At 67.2% G+C, this 20,041-nt stretch carries 20 protein-coding genes and 3 pseudogenes; 11 read left to right on the top strand and 12 right to left on the bottom strand.

The genetic code is table 11. From position 1 onward, the window contains the following. Positions 1-177 precede the first annotated feature (177 nt). Positions 178-372 (bottom strand): hypothetical protein, encoded by a 195-nt coding sequence (locus tag VKG81_RS11885; protein ID WP_324396125.1) that lies wholly within the window; start codon positions 370-372, stop codon positions 178-180. A 191-nt stretch (positions 373-563) separates the two neighbouring features. Here VKG81_RS11885 and VKG81_RS11880 point away from each other — a divergent pair. The 4 genes and pseudogenes from VKG81_RS11880 to VKG81_RS11865 all read left to right on the top strand — a co-directional run. Further along, a pseudogene (locus VKG81_RS11880) lies at positions 564-767 on the top strand (multicopper oxidase domain-containing protein); the annotation flags it as partial. 466 nt (positions 768-1,233) lie between these two features. Then, positions 1,234-2,820 (top strand): NAD(P)/FAD-dependent oxidoreductase, encoded by a 1,587-nt coding sequence (locus tag VKG81_RS11875; protein ID WP_324396123.1) that lies wholly within the window; start codon positions 1,234-1,236, stop codon positions 2,818-2,820. A gap of 95 nt (positions 2,821-2,915) precedes the next feature. Beyond that, positions 2,916-4,106 (top strand): cytochrome P450, encoded by a 1,191-nt coding sequence (locus VKG81_RS11870; protein WP_324396121.1) that lies wholly within the window; start codon positions 2,916-2,918, stop codon positions 4,104-4,106. A 38-nt stretch (positions 4,107-4,144) separates the two neighbouring features. After that, positions 4,145-5,119: a cation transporter gene (locus tag VKG81_RS11865; RefSeq protein WP_324396119.1), complete on the top strand. Its 975-nt coding sequence runs from the start codon at positions 4,145-4,147 to the stop codon at positions 5,117-5,119. A gap of 38 nt (positions 5,120-5,157) precedes the next feature. Here VKG81_RS11865 and VKG81_RS11860 read toward each other — a convergent pair whose 3' ends face one another. Genes VKG81_RS11860 through VKG81_RS11850 form a run of 3 tightly spaced genes read right to left on the bottom strand, consistent with a single transcriptional unit; the run spans position 5,158 to position 8,052 of the window. Next, entirely contained in the window at positions 5,158-6,024 is an 867-nt protein-coding gene (locus tag VKG81_RS11860) for a hypothetical protein (protein WP_324396117.1), read from the bottom strand. Positions 6,025-6,075: 51 nt separating this feature from the next. Next, positions 6,076-7,059, bottom strand: coding sequence for an Acg family FMN-binding oxidoreductase (locus tag VKG81_RS11855; protein WP_324396115.1), 984 nt, complete (start codon positions 7,057-7,059; stop codon positions 6,076-6,078). 27 nt (positions 7,060-7,086) lie between these two features. Beyond that, the gene (locus tag VKG81_RS11850) at positions 7,087-8,052 is read right to left on the bottom strand and encodes a mechanosensitive ion channel family protein (protein WP_324396113.1); all 966 of its coding nucleotides are present in this window, start codon (positions 8,050-8,052) and stop codon (positions 7,087-7,089) included. 186 nt (positions 8,053-8,238) lie between these two features. On the opposite strand from VKG81_RS11850, the gene VKG81_RS11845 reads away from it, so the two are divergent. Next, positions 8,239-8,883: a hypothetical protein gene (locus tag VKG81_RS11845; RefSeq protein ID WP_324396111.1), complete on the top strand. Its 645-nt coding sequence runs from the start codon at positions 8,239-8,241 to the stop codon at positions 8,881-8,883. A 232-nt stretch (positions 8,884-9,115) separates the two neighbouring features. Further along, positions 9,116-9,469: a hypothetical protein gene (locus VKG81_RS11840; protein WP_324396109.1), complete on the top strand. Its 354-nt coding sequence runs from the start codon at positions 9,116-9,118 to the stop codon at positions 9,467-9,469. 167 nt (positions 9,470-9,636) lie between these two features. Here the strand turns inward: VKG81_RS11840 and VKG81_RS11835 are convergent, their stop codons facing one another. Both VKG81_RS11835 and VKG81_RS11830 read right to left on the bottom strand, forming a co-directional pair. Beyond that, positions 9,637-10,884 carry a MinD/ParA family ATP-binding protein gene (locus VKG81_RS11835; RefSeq protein WP_414685247.1) on the bottom strand — a complete coding sequence of 416 codons (1,248 nt, stop codon included), beginning with the start codon at positions 10,882-10,884 and terminating at the stop codon, positions 9,637-9,639. Between the two features lie 154 nt (positions 10,885-11,038). Beyond that, the gene (locus VKG81_RS11830) at positions 11,039-11,182 is read right to left on the bottom strand and encodes a hypothetical protein (RefSeq protein ID WP_324396107.1); all 144 of its coding nucleotides are present in this window, start codon (positions 11,180-11,182) and stop codon (positions 11,039-11,041) included. A 211-nt stretch (positions 11,183-11,393) separates the two neighbouring features. Between VKG81_RS11830 and VKG81_RS11825 the strand changes: the two genes are divergently transcribed. After that, positions 11,394-11,909: a DUF4226 domain-containing protein gene (locus VKG81_RS11825; RefSeq protein WP_324396105.1), complete on the top strand. Its 516-nt coding sequence runs from the start codon at positions 11,394-11,396 to the stop codon at positions 11,907-11,909. A gap of 21 nt (positions 11,910-11,930) precedes the next feature. Continuing rightward, a pseudogene (locus VKG81_RS11820) lies at positions 11,931-12,350 on the top strand (SDR family oxidoreductase); the annotation flags it as partial. Positions 12,351-12,406: 56 nt separating this feature from the next. Here VKG81_RS11820 and VKG81_RS11815 read toward each other — a convergent pair. Genes VKG81_RS11815 through VKG81_RS11805 form a run of 3 tightly spaced genes read right to left on the bottom strand, consistent with a single transcriptional unit; the run spans position 12,407 to position 13,805 of the window. After that, positions 12,407-13,183 (bottom strand): DUF4326 domain-containing protein, encoded by a 777-nt coding sequence (locus VKG81_RS11815; protein ID WP_324396104.1) that lies wholly within the window; start codon positions 13,181-13,183, stop codon positions 12,407-12,409. Then, positions 13,180-13,419: a hypothetical protein gene (locus VKG81_RS11810; RefSeq protein WP_324396102.1), complete on the bottom strand. Its 240-nt coding sequence runs from the start codon at positions 13,417-13,419 to the stop codon at positions 13,180-13,182. The genes VKG81_RS11815 and VKG81_RS11810 overlap by 4 nt, the downstream gene beginning before the upstream one ends. A gap of 26 nt (positions 13,420-13,445) precedes the next feature. Further along, the gene (locus VKG81_RS11805) at positions 13,446-13,805 is read right to left on the bottom strand and encodes a WhiB family transcriptional regulator (protein ID WP_324396100.1); all 360 of its coding nucleotides are present in this window, start codon (positions 13,803-13,805) and stop codon (positions 13,446-13,448) included. Positions 13,806-14,162: 357 nt separating this feature from the next. Between VKG81_RS11805 and VKG81_RS11800 the strand changes: the two genes are divergently transcribed. Continuing rightward, positions 14,163-14,732 carry a helix-turn-helix transcriptional regulator gene (locus VKG81_RS11800; RefSeq protein WP_324396098.1) on the top strand — a complete coding sequence of 190 codons (570 nt, stop codon included), beginning with the start codon at positions 14,163-14,165 and terminating at the stop codon, positions 14,730-14,732. Between the two features lie 4 nt (positions 14,733-14,736). Here VKG81_RS11800 and VKG81_RS11795 read toward each other — a convergent pair whose 3' ends face one another. Beyond that, positions 14,737-15,783, bottom strand: coding sequence for a C40 family peptidase (locus VKG81_RS11795; protein WP_324396097.1), 1,047 nt, complete (start codon positions 15,781-15,783; stop codon positions 14,737-14,739). A 189-nt stretch (positions 15,784-15,972) separates the two neighbouring features. Between VKG81_RS11795 and VKG81_RS11790 the strand changes: the two genes are divergently transcribed. After that, the gene (locus tag VKG81_RS11790; protein WP_324396096.1) at positions 15,973-17,097 is read left to right on the top strand and encodes an amidohydrolase family protein; all 1,125 of its coding nucleotides are present in this window, start codon (positions 15,973-15,975) and stop codon (positions 17,095-17,097) included. Between the two features lie 18 nt (positions 17,098-17,115). On the opposite strand, the gene VKG81_RS11785 is transcribed toward VKG81_RS11790, so the two are convergent. Both VKG81_RS11785 and VKG81_RS11780 read right to left on the bottom strand, forming a co-directional pair. Further along, the gene (locus tag VKG81_RS11785; RefSeq protein ID WP_324396127.1) at positions 17,116-18,363 is read right to left on the bottom strand and encodes an NRAMP family divalent metal transporter; all 1,248 of its coding nucleotides are present in this window, start codon (positions 18,361-18,363) and stop codon (positions 17,116-17,118) included. Between the two features lie 113 nt (positions 18,364-18,476). After that, a complete protein-coding gene (locus tag VKG81_RS11780) occupies positions 18,477-19,382 on the bottom strand; it encodes a mycobacterial-type methylenetetrahydrofolate reductase (protein WP_324396095.1) in 906 nt (301 codons plus the stop codon). A gap of 411 nt (positions 19,383-19,793) precedes the next feature. On the opposite strand from VKG81_RS11780, the pseudogene VKG81_RS11775 reads away from it, so the two are divergent. Next, positions 19,794-20,041, top strand: a pseudogene (locus tag VKG81_RS11775) (hypothetical protein); the annotation flags it as partial.

Raw genomic sequence — 20,041 nt, 5'->3', positions numbered from 1 at the left:
TCCCATTCGGTTTGTCTCAGTCACGACCCACATGACGGGCCCAACCTGGGGTCGGGTACCACGCTCAGGGGACAGTGAAACCTCGAGAGCCGGCTGATATCCCGACAAAACCGGCCTTCTGCTGGTAGACCTCGCGAAAGCAGCCGATCAACGTGATCGTGTTGCCATCCAGGTCGGTCAACGCTGAGAGCTGCACGCCTTTGTTCGCGGTCTGGTCTCGCCCGGAGCCAGTCCGCGACCGATGAGCTCGTTGACCGCAGCCTCCAGGTCGTCGACGGCGAGGTTCATTGCGGTGTGCCCCGCTCGCTGGCCGTCGGCGAAGACCTGCACCCACCCAGTGCTCGTGGTTTGCCATTCAAACAGCGACGGCATCGGATGATTGGTGGGCGGGCCGCCCAAGAACCGTTCGTACCACCGCGCCGCCGCTTCGATGTAGATACTGGACTACGGCCAGCAAGTGATTCACACGCACTAGGCGCGCCCCCTGTTCGTTGTCTCGGAGCTGTCTACCTATGTTGACTCGACCGACCCCAAGAAATCATCGGCGCCGTGCGACTACGCCACCCGAGAGGGTGCACGGCCACACCTTTCAAGTGATCAGACCCGACGGCAGCCGCGGCCCGCGTAAAGACACCGTCATCGTCCTGCCCAGAAAGAATGTCGATGTCATCGTCGTCGCCGACAACCCGGGCTTCTGGATGATTTACTGCCACAACACCTATCACCAGGAAGTCGGCATGATGACCACTCTCGACTACCTGATCTGACCCGCTGGCCGTGCCCCGCCCCGGGTCGGCGCGACGTGCCCACCCGCCACGGGCTGTCGTTTGGTGACCTTGGCCTCTATACCTACACATACGGGGACGAAATGATGAGCACACGGTGCCCAACGACCGTGATCCGGACTCCCAGACTCTGAATCGAGAACAAGATGATGGCCGTCGACGATGACGCACCACCCCTGACCGACCGGGTCCGCCGAGTCATCGTCGAACACAACGCAAGCGACCACGGCGACAACGGCGAGGTGTCCTGTAGTTGCGGAGCCGAGAGGCTGTCGGATCATCCTCGTCACGTGGCGGAGCAGATCGTCAGCCGGTTGAGCCTCAGGCCGGAGGCGGACCACCTCAAGAAACAGATCCGTTACGCAGTGCATGGTTCGACTGGGAGCTGACCCAGCTGGAGGGCAGGGAATGTTGATCCGGCGGCGATGATGTTGACGGGGCATACGCCGTGACTGATGCATACGATGCGATCACGATCGGCTCGGGGCTGGGCGGCCTGACCGCCGCGGCGCTGTACGCCAGGGCCGGACACCGGGTGCTGGTCCTCGAGCGCAATGCTGAATTCGGCGGGGCGGCCACGACCTACCGGCACGGGCCGCTGACCGTCGAAGCCTCGCTGCACGAAACCGCCGACCCGAGCGATCCACTCGATCCCAAGACTCGCATCTTGCGGGCGCTCGGCATCCTCGACGACCTTGAGTTCGTACCGGTCGGCGCTTTCTACGAGGTGCGCGGCAGGTTGTTCGATCCGCCGTTCGTCCTACCGCACGGTTTTGACGCCGCCGAGGCGGCGCTGGCTGCCCGCTTCCCGCAGCAACATTCAGCGTTCAGCCGATTCTTCGAACGGCTGCGGGCCGTGCGCGAGGCCGTCTCGGTGGTCGGCGAGCAACACGACAACCTGTGGTGGTTCGTTCACGCTCCCGTGCTTCCGCTCAAGCTCTGGCCGCTGCTGCGCGACCTGCGGCTGAGCCTCTCGGAAGCCTTCGACCAGCTGTTCGGCGACGACGAGGGCCCGAAGCTCGCGCTTGCCGCCAACATCGGCTACTACGCCGATGATCCCGACCGGTTGTGGTGGTTGTTCTACGCGGTCGCACAAGGCGGCTACCTTGGCAGCGGCGGCACCTATATCCGAGGCGGCTCGGGTGCGCTCAGTCGCAGCCTCGTCGGGGTGGTGGAGGCCGAAGGCGGCGCGGCGCGCGCGGGCCGCACCGTAACGGAGATCATCCTCGACAGCCACGGCCGGGCCGCCGGCGTTGCCCACACCGCGGCCGACGGCGGCGACCGGGTCGTCGAACACGCGCCGGTGCTCTTCGGTAACGCCGCACCGAACGTGCTCGCCGATGCGCTGCCGGCGCAGGCGCGGTCGCCGTTCGCGGCCCGCTACACCGGGCGGCACCCGTCGACCTCGCTGTTTTCGATCGCGCTGGGGCTGAACCGGCCGCCCCGTGAGCTGGGTCTGGCCGAGTACTCCACCATGCTGATACCGGACTGGGTCGATTCCCTGTCGGACTACGCGCGCTGCGCCGGGCTCCTCGCCGATCCCGCCGGGGCCCGCATGCCCGCGCTGGCCGTCGTCGACTACACCGCCGTCGATAGCGGGCTCAATCCCGACGGCCCTCACCTTGTCTCGGTCGTCGGCGTCGATCGGGTCGCGAACTGGGATGGGTTGGACGACGCGGCTTACCGCACCAAGCGCGACGGGTGGCTGGAGGCAATCGTGGCCGGGATCGACCGCTTCTTTCCGGGTTTCGCCGGGGCGGTCGTGCAGCAGGAAATGGCTACCGCCGCGACGATGCGTCGCTACCTCAACACGCCCGGCGGAGCGATCTACGGCTTTGCGCCTGAGACGCCCACGGGCAAGCCAACACTCGGCGCGGGGGGCGTCGCAACAACGGTCCCGGGGTTGTGGCTCGCGTCGAGCTTTGGCGGCTCCGGCGGCTTCACCGGAGCCATGATGACAGGGATGCTGGCGGCGCAGGCGGCGATGAGATCACACCCGGTGACCAGCGGCTGGGCGCGCGGCTCCACCGATTGAGGCTCCCGTCGGCCGGGCACCTGATCTCCGCGAAATAGGACGAGCGACCGCGGCCGCGGTACTAGTCTCGGCTGAAGCGAGCAGGCCCGCCGTCGATGTGGAGAGATGTGGTGACCGCATCAGCCCAATTGCCCTTCCGGCAGGAACATCCGCTCGAGGCCGCACCGGAGCTGCGCGCATTGCAGGCGCGGGGACCGATCCACCGGGTTCGCACGGCGGTCGGCGACGAAGCCTGGCTGGTAACCGGCTACGCCCAGGTGCGGAAACTGCTGGACGGGGATCGCCTCGGCCGGTCGCATCGCACGCCCGATACCGCTGCGCGCAGCCGGGTAGCGGCGCTGATCGGCGGTCCGATCGGCAACTTCGAGACCGAACCGGCCGACCACTCGCGTATGCGTGCGTTGCTGCAGCCGCACTTCTCCCCCAAACATCTGCGGTCACTGCTGCCCCGGGTGGAAGCGCTCACCGCTGGGTTGCTCGACGAGCTGGCGCACGCCGGGCCGCCGGCGGACCTGCACGCGAAACTGGCGCTGCCACTGCCCATTCTGGTGATCTGCGAGCTGCTCGGAGTGCCCTACTCCGATCGTGGCTGCTTCCGCTCGTGGGCTGACGACGCCGCTTTCGCGGCCGATCGCGCAGTCTCCGAACGCGCGATGATCGAGCTGCTCGACTACGGCACGAGCTTGGTCGAGCGCAAGCGTGCACATCCCGACGATGACGTGATCTCACGGCTGTGCGCAAGCGACGACCTCACTGACGTCGAGGTCGCCACCCTGTCGATGCAACTGTTGTTCGCCGGATACGAAACCACGGTCTTCCAGATCTGGCTGACCGCATTGCAGCTGTTGACAAGCCCCGATCAATGGCACGCACTTCGCGAAAACCCCGCGCTGATTCCCAAAGCCGTCGAGGAGTTGCTGCGGGCCGGGTTCGGAGGTGGCGTCGGCATCCCCCGTTATGTCCGTGACGACTTTGACATCGACGGAATCACCATGCGCGCGGGAGACTTGGTGCTGCTCGACGCCGGCGCAGCCAACCACGACCCGTCGGCCTTCGCCGACCCTGATCGAATCGACGTCGGCCGTGCGGGGGGCACCCATCTGACCTTCGGATACGGATCTCACTACTGTGTCGGCGCGGCTCTGGCGCGGATGGAACTCAATGCGGCTTTTTCGCAACTCATTCCCCGCTTTGCGTCAATGCGGCTGACCGTTGACCCCGCACAGCTGGCCATCGAGAGCGATGCGATGGCCGACGGACTCGTCGAACTACCGGTCGCGTGGTGAACTGAATCGGCGATCCCGGCAAACCAGCGTCGATGGCTGTGAGACGAAAGCGCGGTCTTCGCGGCGCCGGCGCCCACGGCGATGCGTCCGAAAGCACCCGCACGGTATTGGTGGCACTGGGCGCAAATGCGGCCGTGGCGGTCGCGAAGACGGTGGCGGCTGTGGTCTCCGGCTCCGCATCGATGATTGCCGAGGCCGCGCATTCCTGGGCCGACACCGGAAACGAGGTGTTCTTGCTGATCGCCGATCGGCGGAGCAGGCGACCCCCCGATGCCCGCCACCCGCTCGGGCATGGCCGCGAGGCCTATGTCTGGTCGTTGCTGGCCGCGGTCGGTCTGTTCGTGGTGGGTGCGGTGGTGTCCGTGTGGCACGGGGTGACCGACATCGTGCACGAGGACACGAGCCGTGGTGACTATCGCGTGGCGTACCTGGTGTTGGGCATCGCATTGTTCATGGAGGCGATCTCGCTCCGCCAGGCGGTCCGCCAGCTCCGCGACGAAGCCAATGCCGCTCACCGCGACCTCCTGGAGCATGTGCTGGCGACCTCGGATCCCACGGTGCGCGCGGTGTTCGCCGAGGACAGCGGCGCGCTGATAGGCATCGCGCTGGCTTTTGGCGGCATCGCGCTGCACCAGCTCACCGGCAATGCGCTGTGGGACTCTCTCGGGTCGATCCTGATCGGCATCTTGCTCGGCGTGATCGCGGTGGTGCTCATTGACCGCAATCGGCGCTTCATCACGGGCGAGCCGGGCTCAGATGAGCTGCGTGAGGCGATCGTGGCGCGGATCAAGGCGTTACCCGACGTCGCCGCGGTGCGGTTCGTCCGCCTTATCTACGTGGGACCAAGGCTGCTCTTCCTGGTGGCCAGCGTCGACTTGGCGGGTGACGACCCGGAATCCCGTGTGGCGAAGAAGCTCCGGCGCCTCGAACGTGAGCTGGAGTCCGATCCGCACATCGTCGACGCGGTCCTCACCATCGCCGATCCCGACGAACGCGAGTCAAGCGATTCTTGAAGTTCGGCTGGGGTCGGCAACCGGACCTGTTGTCCTGACTATTGGACCACGTCGAAAACAGCTGAAGCCGAGGTGATTGCGCGGTCACCGTTGCCCTCGTCGTGGATCAGCATGCGCACCCCGATCCGCCGCGAGGCGCCGCGGTGAGCGGTCCCCTCGACGCGGAACGGCCCGACCTTGCCGCGCGCCATGAACATCACGTGCCAGCTCTGAACTTGCAGCTTTGTGGTAGCCGCGAGCGTTGCGGCCAGATCGGTCGCGGCGGTCTCCAGCACAACGTGCTGGGGCCCGATGTGCAGGGCGGCGTCCGGCGATGCCAGCTCGAGCGCCAGCTCGGGCAGCACCCAGTGCCCGTCGTCGCGCTTTGACGCGCCGAACGCCTGCCACAGCGGCGGCAGATCCGGGGAGTCCTCAATCACCAGCTCCGTGCCGGCCACATCCATCTTTTCCATGCCTTCCGGCGGTGTACCGATGACCGCACCTTGCCCCTGGTTGAAGGCGATCACCCGGTCGGGATTGTCCGCGTCGACGATCAGGCTGCGCCCGTAGCCCATCGTCGTGCCTTGGTGAACGTTGCCGGAACCGACCACCGCGACCGTCTTCACATCGAATCCGGGATCGAGGACCTGCACCGAGGCGATCACCGGGTTGGGCACGGCCACCAGGTCGGCCTGGCAGCCTTCCGGCGCCGCGATCGCCAGCGGCGCGACCATGATGCCGCCGGCGTCGTTGCGCATGTCGCGACGGATACGCACCGTATTGTCCTCCGGGCCAAGGTTCATGGAGGAGTGGTTGCGGCCGATGTAGCGGTAACTCAGCAGGCCCGTCCAGCGCCTGTACAGCTCGTCCCGGTAGGCATCGCTGTCGTCGGCCAATTCTCGGATGTCTCGTATCCGCTCTGGCATCTCCGATACTTCCCTTTTTGATTCCCCTGATCGAACGCCCGCGTAAGAGACCTAACCGCGGAACTCCAGCACCTCCGTGATGGGACGGCGCGGCGTGACAGCACGTATCGCCTCACCGTTGGGTACCCGGCCGACTCTGACCAACAGCTGCGGCAGACCGGTCCGAGCAATCAGGTCGGCGACGATGTCGCGGCTGGCGACCAATTCGATCATGTGCGACAGCGGGCAGGTCACCAGGTCGGCCATGACGCATTCGAGCAGCACCGTCGAGAGCACTTCACCACACCCGAGCACCTCGTCGGCGGTGTCGTCGGTTGTGGACAGAACAACGATCCTGGCGTGGTCTGCGCCGACGGAACTGCGCTGCTCACCCCGGCCGGTCGCGGGAAACTCGCGGTCCACACCCACGAGTCGGTTCTCATCCGGCGTCGGCAGCGATCCCGGCGGCATACCTTCGTCTTGCTCCAAACCGCTCGTCCACCAGGCTAGTTCGGCGTGATAGGAGGAGTCGTAGCGGCGCAGGGCTTCGGTGAGCTGCGACGCTTCGGCCAGCCTGGGGCGAGCATCCTGCGGCAGCACCGTGAGGATCGCATCCTCGGGGCTGAACGTGCTGCGCAGCGATGTTTCAAACGATTCCCAGTCGGCGGGCGCCGCCATGGGCAGCCGGTCGGTGCGCCGGCGCAGGATCGCTTCCGCGCGGTGTCGGTGGGCGTCGGTCACGAACGACAACGCAGAAAAATCAACGCTCGCGAGGTGGTCGGGATTGTTGGGGTTGGGGAACCGCTCGATCGTGCCGTCCCAACCGCGCGCGGCCATCGCCACGCACAAGTGGTTCAGCGCGGCGCCGCAGCTGAGGATGACTTCACGTCCCGAGGTGTCGGTGGCGTGGGGGATGCGGCTGTGATCGGCGAAAAGTTCGATCACCCCGCCCTCGGCCACCCACCGCCACGGTTGGCAGTTGTACAGGGACGGGGCGCGGCAGGCCAGCGTAACCGCGCTGGTGATGGTTTCCGCGTCAAGCGTCATCGGTCTCATGCTGCTCGTTCCTTGTCGCTATCGACGCTACTTGGCCGGGCCCTGGGTCTGTTCTTCGGCACCGCCCGCGGTGGTCGGGTGGACCAAGGCGCCCACCGAGGGCCCCGCGTCGCCCGGGCTGACGATTCCGGCTCTGCTCAGGGCGGCCACGATCATCGCCCGCAGCCGCCGGCCGACCTCGAACTGCTTCCCGGGCAGGGTGCGGGCGACCATGCGCGTGATGATGTTGTCCGGCTCGATGCTGTCCACACCCATCAGCGCTGGTTCATCGAGCAGAAGCTCGCGCAGCTGATCATCCCGCATGGCCGTGCCGGCCACCGCGTGCAGCACGTCGTTCACGCGGTTGAGGTCTTCGCCCACCGGGATCGGGATCTCCACCACGGCACGCGCCCAGTCTTTCGACAGGTTGATCGATTTGACGATTTCCCCGTTGGGGATCGTGAACAGGCCGCCGTCACTGGAGCGCAGCTTGGTCACCCGTAGTGTGACATCCTCGACCGTGCCTCGGGCGTCCTTCGCGGACCCATTGACAGCCAGCTCAACCAAATCCCCGAAACCGTACTGCTTTTCAGCGATGATGAAAAACCCACTGAGCAAGTCTTGCACCAGGCGCTGTGCGCCGAAGCCGAACGCGGCGCCCAGCACCGCGGCCGGGGCGACCAGCGATCCGGCCGGAACGCCCAGCAGGCTGACGACCTCCGCAGCCACCAGCGCGTAGAGCAACGCGATCGACCCCCACGAGATAACCGACGCCACGGCCTGCCGATGCTTGGTGGCCTCGGAGCGCACCATCGCGTCGCTTTCGGTGAATCTCTCGTCGAGCCGTGCGGTGGCTTTCTGCGCGGCCCAATTGATGAAACGCGCGATTAGCAAAGAACCGATCACCACCAGCGCGATCCGCAGCCCCCGGGTCAGGATCCACTCTCCGGCGGGGCTGCGCCAGAACTCGTGCCACCAGGCGCCCCCCGCTGGCCATTCGCCATTCGTCGTCATGTGTCCCCGCCGGGTGCGCCAGGAGCTGCCGAAAGCTCGTACCGTACCGCGTCCGGTCGGCCATTGTGGCGTGAAAGCGGCGGGCTGGTGTGACGCGCGTTCAGCCCCGACATGGTGTCGCTTCGGCGGGCTGACACAATGGGCGATCACATCCGGGGAGAGGGGCAGGAGATTCGAGGAACACCCGTGACAGCCGTCAATGGCACCGCGGCCATCATGGCGGTCAGCGCCACGGTCCTCGCCGTCGGGGTGGCCGCTTGCGACAAAGACTCCTCCCCCGTCACGAGCCCGTTCCCGGCATCGGCCACCTCGTCCCCTGCGGGATCCTCTGCCAGCGGGTCGGGCAGCACCGCCCCGACCTCGGGGTCCGGCCAGCCGGTCGACTACACCCGCCTGCTGATCACAGCCCGCGACGTCCTCGCGCCCGATGACGTTTACACCGCCCAACCGCCGGTGCTGAACCCGAACGGCACCCAAGGCGCCGAGGTGTTGTTCACCAACCACGACCAGACCCGTGCCATCGGCGACAGCATCGTGAACCTGCCCGACTCGGCGGCGGCAGCAAGCGCGCTGCGGCTGGCCGGCGCCTCCCTCGGCACCTCGGTGACGGGCGGGGATCCGCAACCCTCACCCGTGGGCACCGGCGGCGCTGTCGTGTCGGGGATGTCGCCCGATGCAACGAAGACGGTGACGATCCTGATGTTCACTGAGGGTCGCGGTTTCGCGAGGCTCGAATTCGACAGCGCCCCGGGCAATCCCACACCAGCCGACTTCGTCACCGACATCGGCCAGAAGCAGGACATCGCGCTCAGAACGGGGTTATCCCGCTAACCGCGGCTCGGCGAACATTGCCCGGCATCGAGCGCAACGCTGGGTGCCGGGGCGAGGAACGCAGTCGGCACCCGTCGACTCAGGGTGGGGCGTCATGCGACGACCAACCCTCGCCCGAGGTCTCGACAGCTACGACAAGCGGTGACCACGCAGGCAACGGCTTTCATGCGGTCTCAGCACACCGGCGACGGATGCGCTGCGACGCCGGACCGGTTCGGTTACGGTGGCGGCGATGAACGCATCGTTCCCTGGTCCTGACGACACAGCGGTGACCGCCGCTGAGGTAGCCGACCGACGGCAGGCCGAGGTCTTCTGGCGCGAGTTGCACGAGCGGCTGGAGCGTCTCGCCAGCAGCATCGCCAGTCACTCCCGCCGGATGGCCGACCATAAGAGCCACGCGGAATTCACGCAAGCCGGCCAGGTGAGGCGCATACTGCGCGCAGCCGAGCGTGAGCACTACGACGTACGACGGCTCATCGGCGCACTCGACAATCGATTCCCCCATTTGCGTGGGCGATCGTCGCCGGCTCATCAATATCCACGCTCGGACTTCGGAGCGCGGGTACCGCATCACCGCCGCGGCTGAGCACGCGTCCTGTTGGGCGGCTGCTGTCAGCCGCCGTGGTGTGTGTTCCGGCATGCGGCAAGGGTATCGAGATACTCGCCGAACCATTGATTCCAGTCGGTGATCACAGCAGGTGGCCTCCGTTCCGAGACAGACCGTTTGGACGAATCGACGACGCCGGCTCTCGGCTACCGGAAGGGTCGCGCTCGCTGGGTGGTGGCGGTGAAGCGCTCGGCGATCGACGCGGCGACCTCGAGCATGCGCCGGCGGGTGCTGGGCGCCAGGTCTGTCGATGTATCGAGCACCCCGCCCGGGCGCAGGTGAGAGTCAAACGGGACCTCGACGACGACGTGGCCACGGCTGCGGAACTGTTGGGCCAACGTGCTGCGGGTGCGTTTGTCGGCGTGGCCGTCGGAGTCGTTCAGCACCACGACCGTGCAGTGTAGAAGGCCCGTCATGCTGCGGTCGGCCAACCATTCCATTGTCTGCCCGGCCGCGGACGCCCCGTCGATCCAGGGCGACGACACCACGATCATGGCGTCGAGATCACGCAAAACCTCCTGGGTCACAGGCGAATCCACCGTCGAGCCGCAGTCGACAACCGAAATGGCGAAGTAGCGGTCCAGCCGCGTGGCGGCCTCCCGGTAGGTGGCCGGGTCCAGGACGCGGCGACGCTTGGCGCCGGTGGCCTCACCGGGGAGCACGTAGAGCCCGGCGGCGTTGTTGCCGACCCGGCTGCGCACGTCGGAGAACGTCTCGAGGTGATCGTCGTGGATCAACTCCCAGTACGATCCGGTCGCGCGCGGGTCGATCCGGGAGCCCAGCCGCCCGAACGCGGTGTCCGCGTCGATGGCGACGACGCGGTCCTCGGGACGCAGTTCGGCGAACAGTGACCCGACCGTGGCGGCGACCGTGGTCTTGCCGACGCCGCCCTTGCCGAGGACTCCGATCTTGTAGTGGCCGCGCAGAAGGGTGCGCACCGTGTCCTCCAGGGCGGCCTGGCGCAGTTCGTCGGGTGACCGGCCCGGGTTCACGAGGCCGAACGTCGCCCGGTAGAGGAATTGGCGCCAGCCCCTACCGGGTGGCAGCTTGCGGGTCGGCGCCAGGTCGGTGGTTCGGACGCCCTCGGCGTAGCTCCAGTTCGCCGGCGGCTGCTCAGCGCTGGGTCTTGGCGGCGGGGCCGGCCACGGCGGCGGCTGGCGCGAAGCGTTGGGCGGGGCTTGGCGCGGCGGGGCCACCGGCCGCTGGGGATTCTGGGGCCCCGGATGCTGCCAGTGCGGTGGCGGCGGGGGGTTTTGGCGTGCCCTGAACGCCTGGGTGTGGTCGTCGTAGCCTGGGCCTGGGGGTGGCGGCCCGGGACGCGGTGGGGGATAGCCCGATCGCGGCGGCGGGCTGGGTGGCGGCCGCATGTTCTGATGGTCGTCGCGCTCGTTCACAGTTAACTACGCTACCGGGATGTCGCCGCCGCTGACCCACGGCGACGGTGCGGCGTTTCCATCTTCCATCCTTCGGAAGCAAGGATGTGCCCGCAGCGCACGCAGGACCTGCTCGCAGTGCGGTGGGCCGTTGCGTCTTCAGCCTTTGGCGGTATCAGGCGGGCTCGTCGTTGGCGTCTTGCACCTGCGGCGGCGAATCGCTGGTCCGCGGACCGGTGACCATCGTGAGGATGAGGCCCGCGAGGGCGATGGCCGCGAGCACCCAAAGTGCGACTAGCAGCCACCCGAAAGCGTCCATGACTTGCCCTCCCGACACGGTCTGACAACCTCGGACGGGACGTTAGTCGATCCGACCAGTCAGCCGCGCGGTCTTGCGTTTGGCAACCGCTGTCGGCGTAGGGGGCGAACCGACCGGAGCAGGCGGGTTCACACCGTTGCGTTTGCCACATCGGGACCAGGCTCGGGCGTACCGTTTGCGCCGATATCGTGACGTGTTCGATACTGTCGCCATGTCGTTGCAGGCATTCGTGGAGGAGACGCTTGAGCAGCTCCATCACACCCGGGCGCTCTTCGGGTCCGCCCCGCAGTCGGCGTCGTTTGCCAGCACCCCCGGTTTGGAAACCGCCCACGCAGCGGTTGCCACCCAACGGGGCGCCGTGGCCGAGAATTGGCACGGCCTGAGCGGCGGGGCTCACGGGGATCTCGCCGCCACGCGGATCGCCACGCTTGGGCGCGCTATCCCGGCCGACAACACAATCAGCGCGCTGACCAACAGCGCGGCCGAGGCGGCGGGCCAAGGGCGCCGGCTCATGGACGGCATCATCGCCGACACTCACCGCGGCATCGCCGCCATCGCGCCCAGCACCGACACCCCGGCCGGAAAAGCGCAGCTGGTGCAGCACCTGCAAGCCCAGCTCAGCCGAGCGCACGCCCTGGTGAACAGGGTGTCGCAACAGAGTGCGAAGCTCGGCACGCAAATCGCCGCCGCCGCAGTGGGATACAAGCCCGAAGACCCGCGACGGTAATCGGGCAACCGCCAGAATCTTCAGCTGTCGTTCGACACCAAAGTCATCCGCCCCATCATGCTCGCCAAACATTTCGCCCCCCGGATGAATCCCGGCGGCTCGTTCGTGCTCTTCTCCGGCGTCAACGCATTCAAAGTCAACGTCGGCTACCTCGGCGTGGCCATCACCAACGGCGCAGTCGACTTCCTCACCCGCTCGCTGGCGGTCGAACTCGCACCGATCCGGGCCAACACGATCTCCCCCGGAGTCATCGACACCGGCGCCTGGGACACGATGGGCGAACAGGGAAAACGCGCCTACTTCGAGCACATCGGCGACAGCAACCCCGCGGGGCGCATCGGAACCCCCGAAGACGTCGCCCATGCCGCGCTGTTCGCGATGACCAACACCTTCCTGACCGGCGTGACGTTGAAGATCGACGGCGGCGAACCCCTGACTTAGACGACCCGTTCGGCGGGGTATCCCCGGGGACAGTCGTGGTATCCCCCGGGGATAGTTCAGTCATTGATGTGCGCCGGCAATCGGCGTACGAGCACGGACCAGGACACGGGTCGCAGTCCAATGAAGCCGCGGCCGAACGTGGGCAGGGCAAGCCGGCCAGGACTCGTGAACACCCAGTGGTAGAGGCGTCGGTCAGGTGCACTGGAACGGCTCGGCCACACGGTTCGGCAGCAGTGCGGGCGCGCTCGGTGTACATCGACGAGCACTGCCGCACCCAACCACCCTTGCTGGCGGGTGTGCCACTCGGCGTCGAGGCCTGCCGTACAGGCAGCTGCCACCCCCGCCTCGACGATGCCGGTTCCGGCGTAGATGCAGATCGGCCCCCGATAATCGGTCGACCAGCTCGATATCTTTATCCCGTTGCCGCCCAAACCTTTCGGCACCAGTAACAGCGATGCCCAGGGGCGGCGCACAGTCACACCGACCGCGCGCCCACCCGCGACACCCGGATCGGCGGGGGGGTTGGCGAGGTCGAGCAGAACGTCACGGTGACATGGCATCTGCGGCGCGCAGTCGCAGGCCAGATCCGCTCCGGCGAGCTCGGCGCGCGCCGCAGACAGCAGATCAGCGCGTGCGGCTATCCATACCGCGTAGTCGACGACCGCGGCCGCGTGCGAGAGCCAGTCGGGCGGGTTCGGCTGCGGGCGCGCCCATTTGGTGGGCCGAGCGACGCACTTGGTGTGCGGGGGAAGCGGCGCACCGGGGTGAAGCTGGACCGGCCGTGGGTCCAGGTCGGTTGGCTGTGCCGGCTCGAAGCGGGCCGGCCGTTTCATCCGTGCGGCCCGACCGTGCATTTGCGGTCCTTGTCCACGGAGATAGCGACAGCCCGGTGATGCGCTGACGCCGTCGTGACGCGTGCCCGACCGGTGAACGCCCAAGAGGAGAGCTGGGCGGCGACCATGACGGTGACCCAGAGCAGAACCACAAACAGCGCGATCACGGCGATCCAGACGATCAGGGCCAACCCGCGACGGCGACGGTCGGCTTCGGAAAGGCGTGCCTTGGTCATGGCGAAGCCATGCGTGTGCCGCTTGGCTATGCACCGGCTGGGGCCGGTGCCAGGTAGTAGTGGTGGTGCAGAGCGGCACGGATCGCCCGCGTGCGCCGCCGGTGCGCTTCGGGCTCGTGGGCCATGCCGTCGACCACGCGGCGCAGCGTGGCCCGTTTGCGGTCGAGGTCCTCGGGGAACCTCGCACCCGGGAGCCGGACACCGGCCCACACCCCGTCGGTCACCCCGAGGTCCAGCGCCGCCTGCGCGCACGCCCGCCGCACCGGGCAGTTTCCGCAGATCCGCTTGGCCGCCGCGGCGAGCGTTCCGTGCTGAAACCACAGGTCCGGGTCGTCGAAGCTGCACAACCCGTCGGTGTCGGCCAGCGGCATTGGTTGAACCCTCATCATCCACCTCATTTCACGCACCTATCGATAGAAGGCGATGTTAGACGACTGTAAACGTTTATGCACGACTACCGACGACTTTTTGGTGATCGCCGGCGACGATGACCACTGCCAGCCCCTCGAGCTGCTCTAACAGGTTTCCCCACGGCTGCGAACGTCGCGACTGGGACGACCCGGGGACATAACCGCTGATGCGACTGGCGCTCGGACACGACTGTTCACAACCGAAACAGGTGCCGGCCGCTCGAGTTGGTCTCGATGTGGTCGCGTTTGTGGGGATATGGTCGGGTTAGCCCCTATAGTCGGATCGAGCAGGGCCGACTAGCAGCGGCTTTACCGACACAGGACGAGGTGCGCGTGACGACGGCGGCATCGAACGGCGTTTCACCGCTGGTTCGGGTCGGGCAGGCCGTGGCAGAGCGCAGGCTCGACCTGGGCCTGAGCCAGCGCCAGCTGGCGGACAAAGCCGGCGTCGGCCTGAACACCGCCGCCCTACTGGAGCGTGGGCACACCTTTCCTCGCGCGGCCAACGCTCGCAAGATCGAGGACGCGCTGCAGTGGCCGCGAGGCACCCTGGCCGCGCTGCGCCGTGGCGGCCCGCCAGCCCAGACCGGGTCGGTCCCTGCCCTCTCGCCCACCGTGCCGCCGACGCCGGTGCCCGGAAGCAGCGCGCAGGCATTGGCGATCGCCAAAGGTGTTGTCGGGGTGGCGGAGACGTGCCTGCGAATCCTGACCGACCGCGGCGACGACCCGGCCGCCACGGCAGCCTTGCGCGAGTTGCAGGCGCAGCTGCTGGGCCTGGAAACGCTGATCGCGGCCAGCGTCCCGTATGCGGAATCTTTCGATGACACCATGTCCGCGCTGCGCGAGCTGCGCGACCATCGCGAAGCGATACGGGAGGCAGTCGCGCACGCCGCGACGGCCTAGCGCGCTATCCGGCCAGTGGCCGGCGCGCGATATACGCCGAGGGCATCGGCGAAATCTTCACCGGCACCCCGGCTTGTTGCGCCTCGGCGCACTCCGTGGGGCTGATGGCCAGCATGACGTGGCCGGGCCCGGGTCGTCCGTCCTCGCCGAATGAGTTCAGCGGGAAGATCATGTCGCCGGCCTGCACATCGCCGGGAACCACGGGCGTTCCCTGTTCGATCTGCGAGTAGGTGTCCCTGGCGAGGGTGACCCCGGCTTGTGCCCACGACCAGCCGACCAGGCCGGAGCAGTCGAACGCGTCCGGGCCTTTGGCACCCCATGCATAGGGGCGGCCCAGCTTGGAGAGCGCGGCACGCACCGCAGTCTGGGCCGCCGAGCCCGATGCGGGGGCGTACCCGGTGTGCGGGTCGGGCATGAGTGCGCGGCGCGCCTCGCCGGCGCCGGCGAGGCCGGCGGCGTCCGGCAGCCCGATCCCGCGCACTCCCCCGCCGGACGTCGTCGCCGGAATCGCGGGGCCGGCGCCCATCGGCATCATCGCCGGGCCGGCCATGCTGGCGCGGTATCCGCCCGCGGCAGCGCGGATGATCGCGGCCAGCTCGATGTTGCGCCGCTCGGCGGCCACCAGCAGCGTCTTGGCGCGTTGCAGCTGGTGCTGCAGATGAGCGACGAGTTGCGCCTTGCCCGCCGGTGTGTCGGTGCTGGGCGCCACCGCCGAGACTGCCGAGCGGGTGTCGTCGATGACGGTGTCCATCCCGGTACCGCCGCGCGCGGATGCATCCGCGCTGGCGCCGAATCCCGCGCCGGTACCGGCGTCGGCCTCGATAACCGAATGCAGTGCACTCACGAGGCCATTGCCGTCGGACACGTAGCCCGAGGCGCCCACGCCGCGCCAGCTCTGCGCTGCCGCACCGCCGGCCCGAGCGACCGCGTCACGCCCGGCGCTCAGCCCGCCGGTGGACTCCCACACCCCCGACACCGGCGCCACACCGAACAATCCGATCGCGCCCGCGAGAGCCCGGCCAACCTCCTCGACCAGCCCGTCCAGCGACATGCCCGCAGTATCGCCCACGCCCGCCGTCACCAACCACCACTACGGCCGACACCGTGCCGAGCCCGTACCCCGCAGCGGTGGATCCCCGAAAGTGCTCCCACCGCACGGAATCCGGTGCATGCTCGAGCTGGACTTTGACCCCCCGTCGGCGCCAAATCGATATTCGACAGTCAAGCGGAGGCCAGTGGCATGGTGACCAGGAAGTCGGTCTCGAGGGTGGTGGCGCTCGAGGAGGCGTTCCTGCATCCACGCGTGTGGGACATCTTCCCCGAATCGCTACAGCAGATGTACAAGGTCCTCGAGGCGCGGCTGAGCGATGTCGGGCGGGACCGTATCCGTCTGATGGACGCCGCGGGCATCGACGTGCAGGTACTGTCGCATGTTCAGCCGGGCATCCAGATCCTCCCGGACACTCACGCCGAGCTGGCGATTGACATATGCCGCGAGGTCAACGACTGGCTTGCCGAGGCGGTCGCGGCCCACCCGGCCCGGTTCGCTGGCTTCGCGATGCTGCCGACCCAGTCGCCAACTGCCGCCGCCGGCGAGTTGGAGCGCACGGTTCGCCGGCTGGGCTTCAAAGGTGCGCTGATCAACGGCCACACCAACGGGCACTATCTCGACGACGCCTCGTTTGACGGTCTTCTCGGAACGGCGGCAGCATTACGGGTTCCGATCTACATCCATCCGACCGATCCGCCGCACGAGGTGTCGGAGGTGTACTACCAGCCCTACGGTTCGATTCTGGAGCCCACCTGGGGTTGGCCGGTGGAAACCGGAACTCACCTGTTGAGGCTGATCTGCGCCGGCGTCTTCGACCGGCATCCGGATCTGAAGATCATCGTCGGGCATATGGGGGAATTGATTCCCTACTGCTTCACCAGGCTCAAGGTAGGGCTGACAATGGCGGACTGGTTGCGTGCGGCACAGTCGAAGAACGATGCGCCGCACACCGCAATGCGCAACAGCCTGGGCTACTACATGAGCAGGAATGTGTACATCACCAGCAGCGGAGTGTTCGATCTTCCCGTATTCAACTGTGCCCGGGCCATGTTGGGCCTGGACAACCTGATGTTCTCCGTTGACTACCCTTTCCAGGACAACTTCGCTGCCAGGGAATTCCTCGATCGATGCGGGCTTTCCCCACAGGACAAGGAGCGATTCGCCCACGGCACGGCCGAGCAACTTTTGCAGCTCAACAACCACTCCGAGGCAGTCGGCGGAGTCGATGGCGGCGTCGGCGATGCCTGGTACGGATTCCGTGCTCGCATGAAATCACGAGTGGGCAGGGCGCTGATCTCCGCACTCGTCAGCTGAGCCCGCGAACAGCAGCGCTCAGAACGTTCCCAGTGCGGCTCCCCCCGCGTACAACAGTCCGAAGCCGCCGACGACGGCGACGACCGTCCAGCCGGCGATGGCCAGTCGTCCCGAGATCGGCTGAGTGCCCATGACCGTGTGGTCACGACCCAACAGGACCAGGATGGCCACCCCGAGGGGGGTGGCCAGTCCGCCGATCACGCTGGCGGCGACCAGCATGCTGATGACGGGGATGCCCGCTAGGCTCACCGCGACGGCGAGGCCGACGGATGCCGCCAGGACGCCGTAGAAGCCCCCCGCGTCGTGCACGGGTTCCGACAGGCCGCGGCGCCAATCGAAGTGCGCGCCGACCACGTAGGCGGTGGTAGCCATCAGCACCGGCAGCGCGACCACCGCGGAGGTGATGAGTCCGACGGCGAACAAGTTCGCGGCCAGCGGGCCGGCCAGGGGGCGCAGCGACTCAGCCGCATCCTGCACTGAGGCGACCGACTGGTGGTGCTCTCCCAGCGTCGCCGCCGACGCGACCAGCATGAACCAGAAGATCACCGCCGTGCAAACGGCGCCGATGGCGGCGCCGAACCTCGCCCTCGCCGGCCCCCGGCCATCCCCCGTGTCCTCTGCGGGTTCTTCCACCCCTCGCTCGATGGTCTCCCACACGTAGACGTAGCTGGTCAGCGTTGTGCCGAGCAATGCCAGCGCTCCGGCGACCACGTCAGGGCGCAGCGACAAGGTCGGAACAAGGGTCGCTCTGAGAAGGCGGGACCAGTTCGGGTGGGCCAGCACTGCGGCGGCCGCGAAAGCCAGGAAGCCCAGCAGCAGATAGCGCAGCAGGCCCACCACCTCGTCGTACTTGCCGATCAGCAGCAACCCGACGAGCACCAGTCCCAGCGGCAGCACCAGCCAGCGCGAGTCGACGCCGGCCAACAGCCCGATGCCGACCGCTCCGGCCTGCAGGTCGGCGGCGATCGTGACCACGTTGACGACGACTACCGACACCAGCAGGGTGGCGGCCACTTTACGGCCGTAGCGCTTGAGGGTCAGCGTCTGAAGGTCGGCGCGCGCCACCGAGCCGACATGGGCGGCGATGGTCTGCACGACGCCGAGCAGCGGCGCGACAAGAAGGGCCACCCAGGCCAGTTGATAGCCGGTGGCGGCGCCCACCGCGACGGCCGTGCCGACATTCGTTGGGTCGTTGTCGGCGGCACCGGAAATCAGCTCGGGACCGATGGCGCGCATCGTCTCCCCGATCCGGCCCCGCCGCCCCATGCTCACCCCGCAGATCCTTGCAGAACGCATGCGAAAGCCGTGTGGGTCGCCTTCCACGACCGCGGCATCGTAGGCGTGCTCGTCGTCGGGCGCGGCACCCATCCCGAAGGCGCTCAGCGCCGCTGTTCGGGTGCTGCCGGCGACCAGTAGGCCAGCATCTCCGCGAAGGTTTCGAAAGCCGCCGCGGAAACGCCGTATGTCGCCTCGAGATGAATGCTCAGCGGATACCCGAGGTCGGCGACACCGTCGATCACCCGCTTGTACAGGTCGACCATCAGCTGACGCTTCTGACCAGGTTCGCTGTCTGCCAACGTCTTGACCAACGCCTGCTCGTCAGCCACGGCGGCGTTTCCCGGGTCCTGGATCAGCCAGTTGATCAGACCCACCCGGTTCTCGACCTTGGGCACGAAGCCGAACGACAAGAGGATCTCGGGCCGATGATCGGTGTTTCTGGCGAACTCGGTCAAGAAACCCACAATCGCGTCCGAATACAACAGCTGGGTCATGCCGAAAGTCGCACCCTGGTCGCACTTGAAATTGAACCGGCCAGGTTCGCCGTCTCGGGTGGGGATCAGGATCACGCCGCGGTTGGGAACCAGCTGGTGATAAATCGACAGGGCGTCGGTCGGCGCGACGCCGGAGCCCTCACCGTCGTTCATGGTGCGCGGCACGCCGACGAAAACGATGCCCTCGATGCCGGCAGCCCCCAGGGCGGTCAGCCGCCGGCGCAGGGACGGCTCATCCATGAAAGCGGTGACCTGGGTGCACAGTCCCCTCACCCCGGGCAACTCCGGTTTGATGATCGACCAGAACTCCAGCACGTCGAGCTTTGGTTTCATCTCAACGGGCCGGTCGTCCTCCTCCGCGATCATCCCCGGAATCATCACGTGCCCGATCCGGCCTTCGATGCCCGATTCCGCGGAGAACCGCAGCACCTTGTGCGCCTCTTCCAACGCCTGCTCGCGACCGCGCTCCCTGTTGGGCGGCACAAGCTCGAGCGCAACGGTGTTGAGGGTCACCAACCTGCTCCTCATCGCACGACTACTTCCCTCGCGGGGTAACTCGCGGGGGAATTTGTTTACGCCGCAAGTTCCGGTCCCGGCGGCTCCCCCGTACACGACCCACAATTCTCGGGGGAAGGGTCAATACTAGGGCGCGGCGTTGGTGCCCGACCGCCGGGCTGCTTCCAGCCGGCGGGCTTGCCGCGCCGGGGGCGCAAGCCACGGACAGCAAGAACCGAACACGGTCTGCGTCGCCAATGGCTCGGGCCCGTGAGACTATTGAGTGACACTTGCTGTAGCAATTTCCGATTGACCAACTGAAGCGCAGACGTGGCATCAAGCGGTCAACAGGTCAACCCGTTCGGGAGCACTCGGCAAGCTGCGGCACCGTGGCCATTGGCTCCGCGATGTGTGCGGCGGAGACGAAGGTTGGGTTACGAGGGGTGCAACGTGGAGGCCGTGCTCGGATGTGCGACCACGCGGACCACTGTCGGGTTCGTCCTTGTTGAAGGGCTTCGGGCAGACGGCGCCACCATTCACAGCGACGCTTTCCAGGTCCACACGCGCGGCGGCTTCACCGCTTTCGATGCCTGCGAGCAGGAGGACGCCTACGAGCAGTTGGCGAACCGTGTGTGGTTGCAGATGCGGACGATCGCGGCCGCTCACCGGGTGCGCTT

The sequence above is a fragment of the Mycobacterium sp. genome (assembly GCF_035314905.1).
Classification (GTDB): Bacteria; Actinomycetota; Actinomycetes; order Mycobacteriales; family Mycobacteriaceae; genus Mycobacterium.
This window is presented reverse-complemented; position numbering and strand designations above follow the sequence as displayed.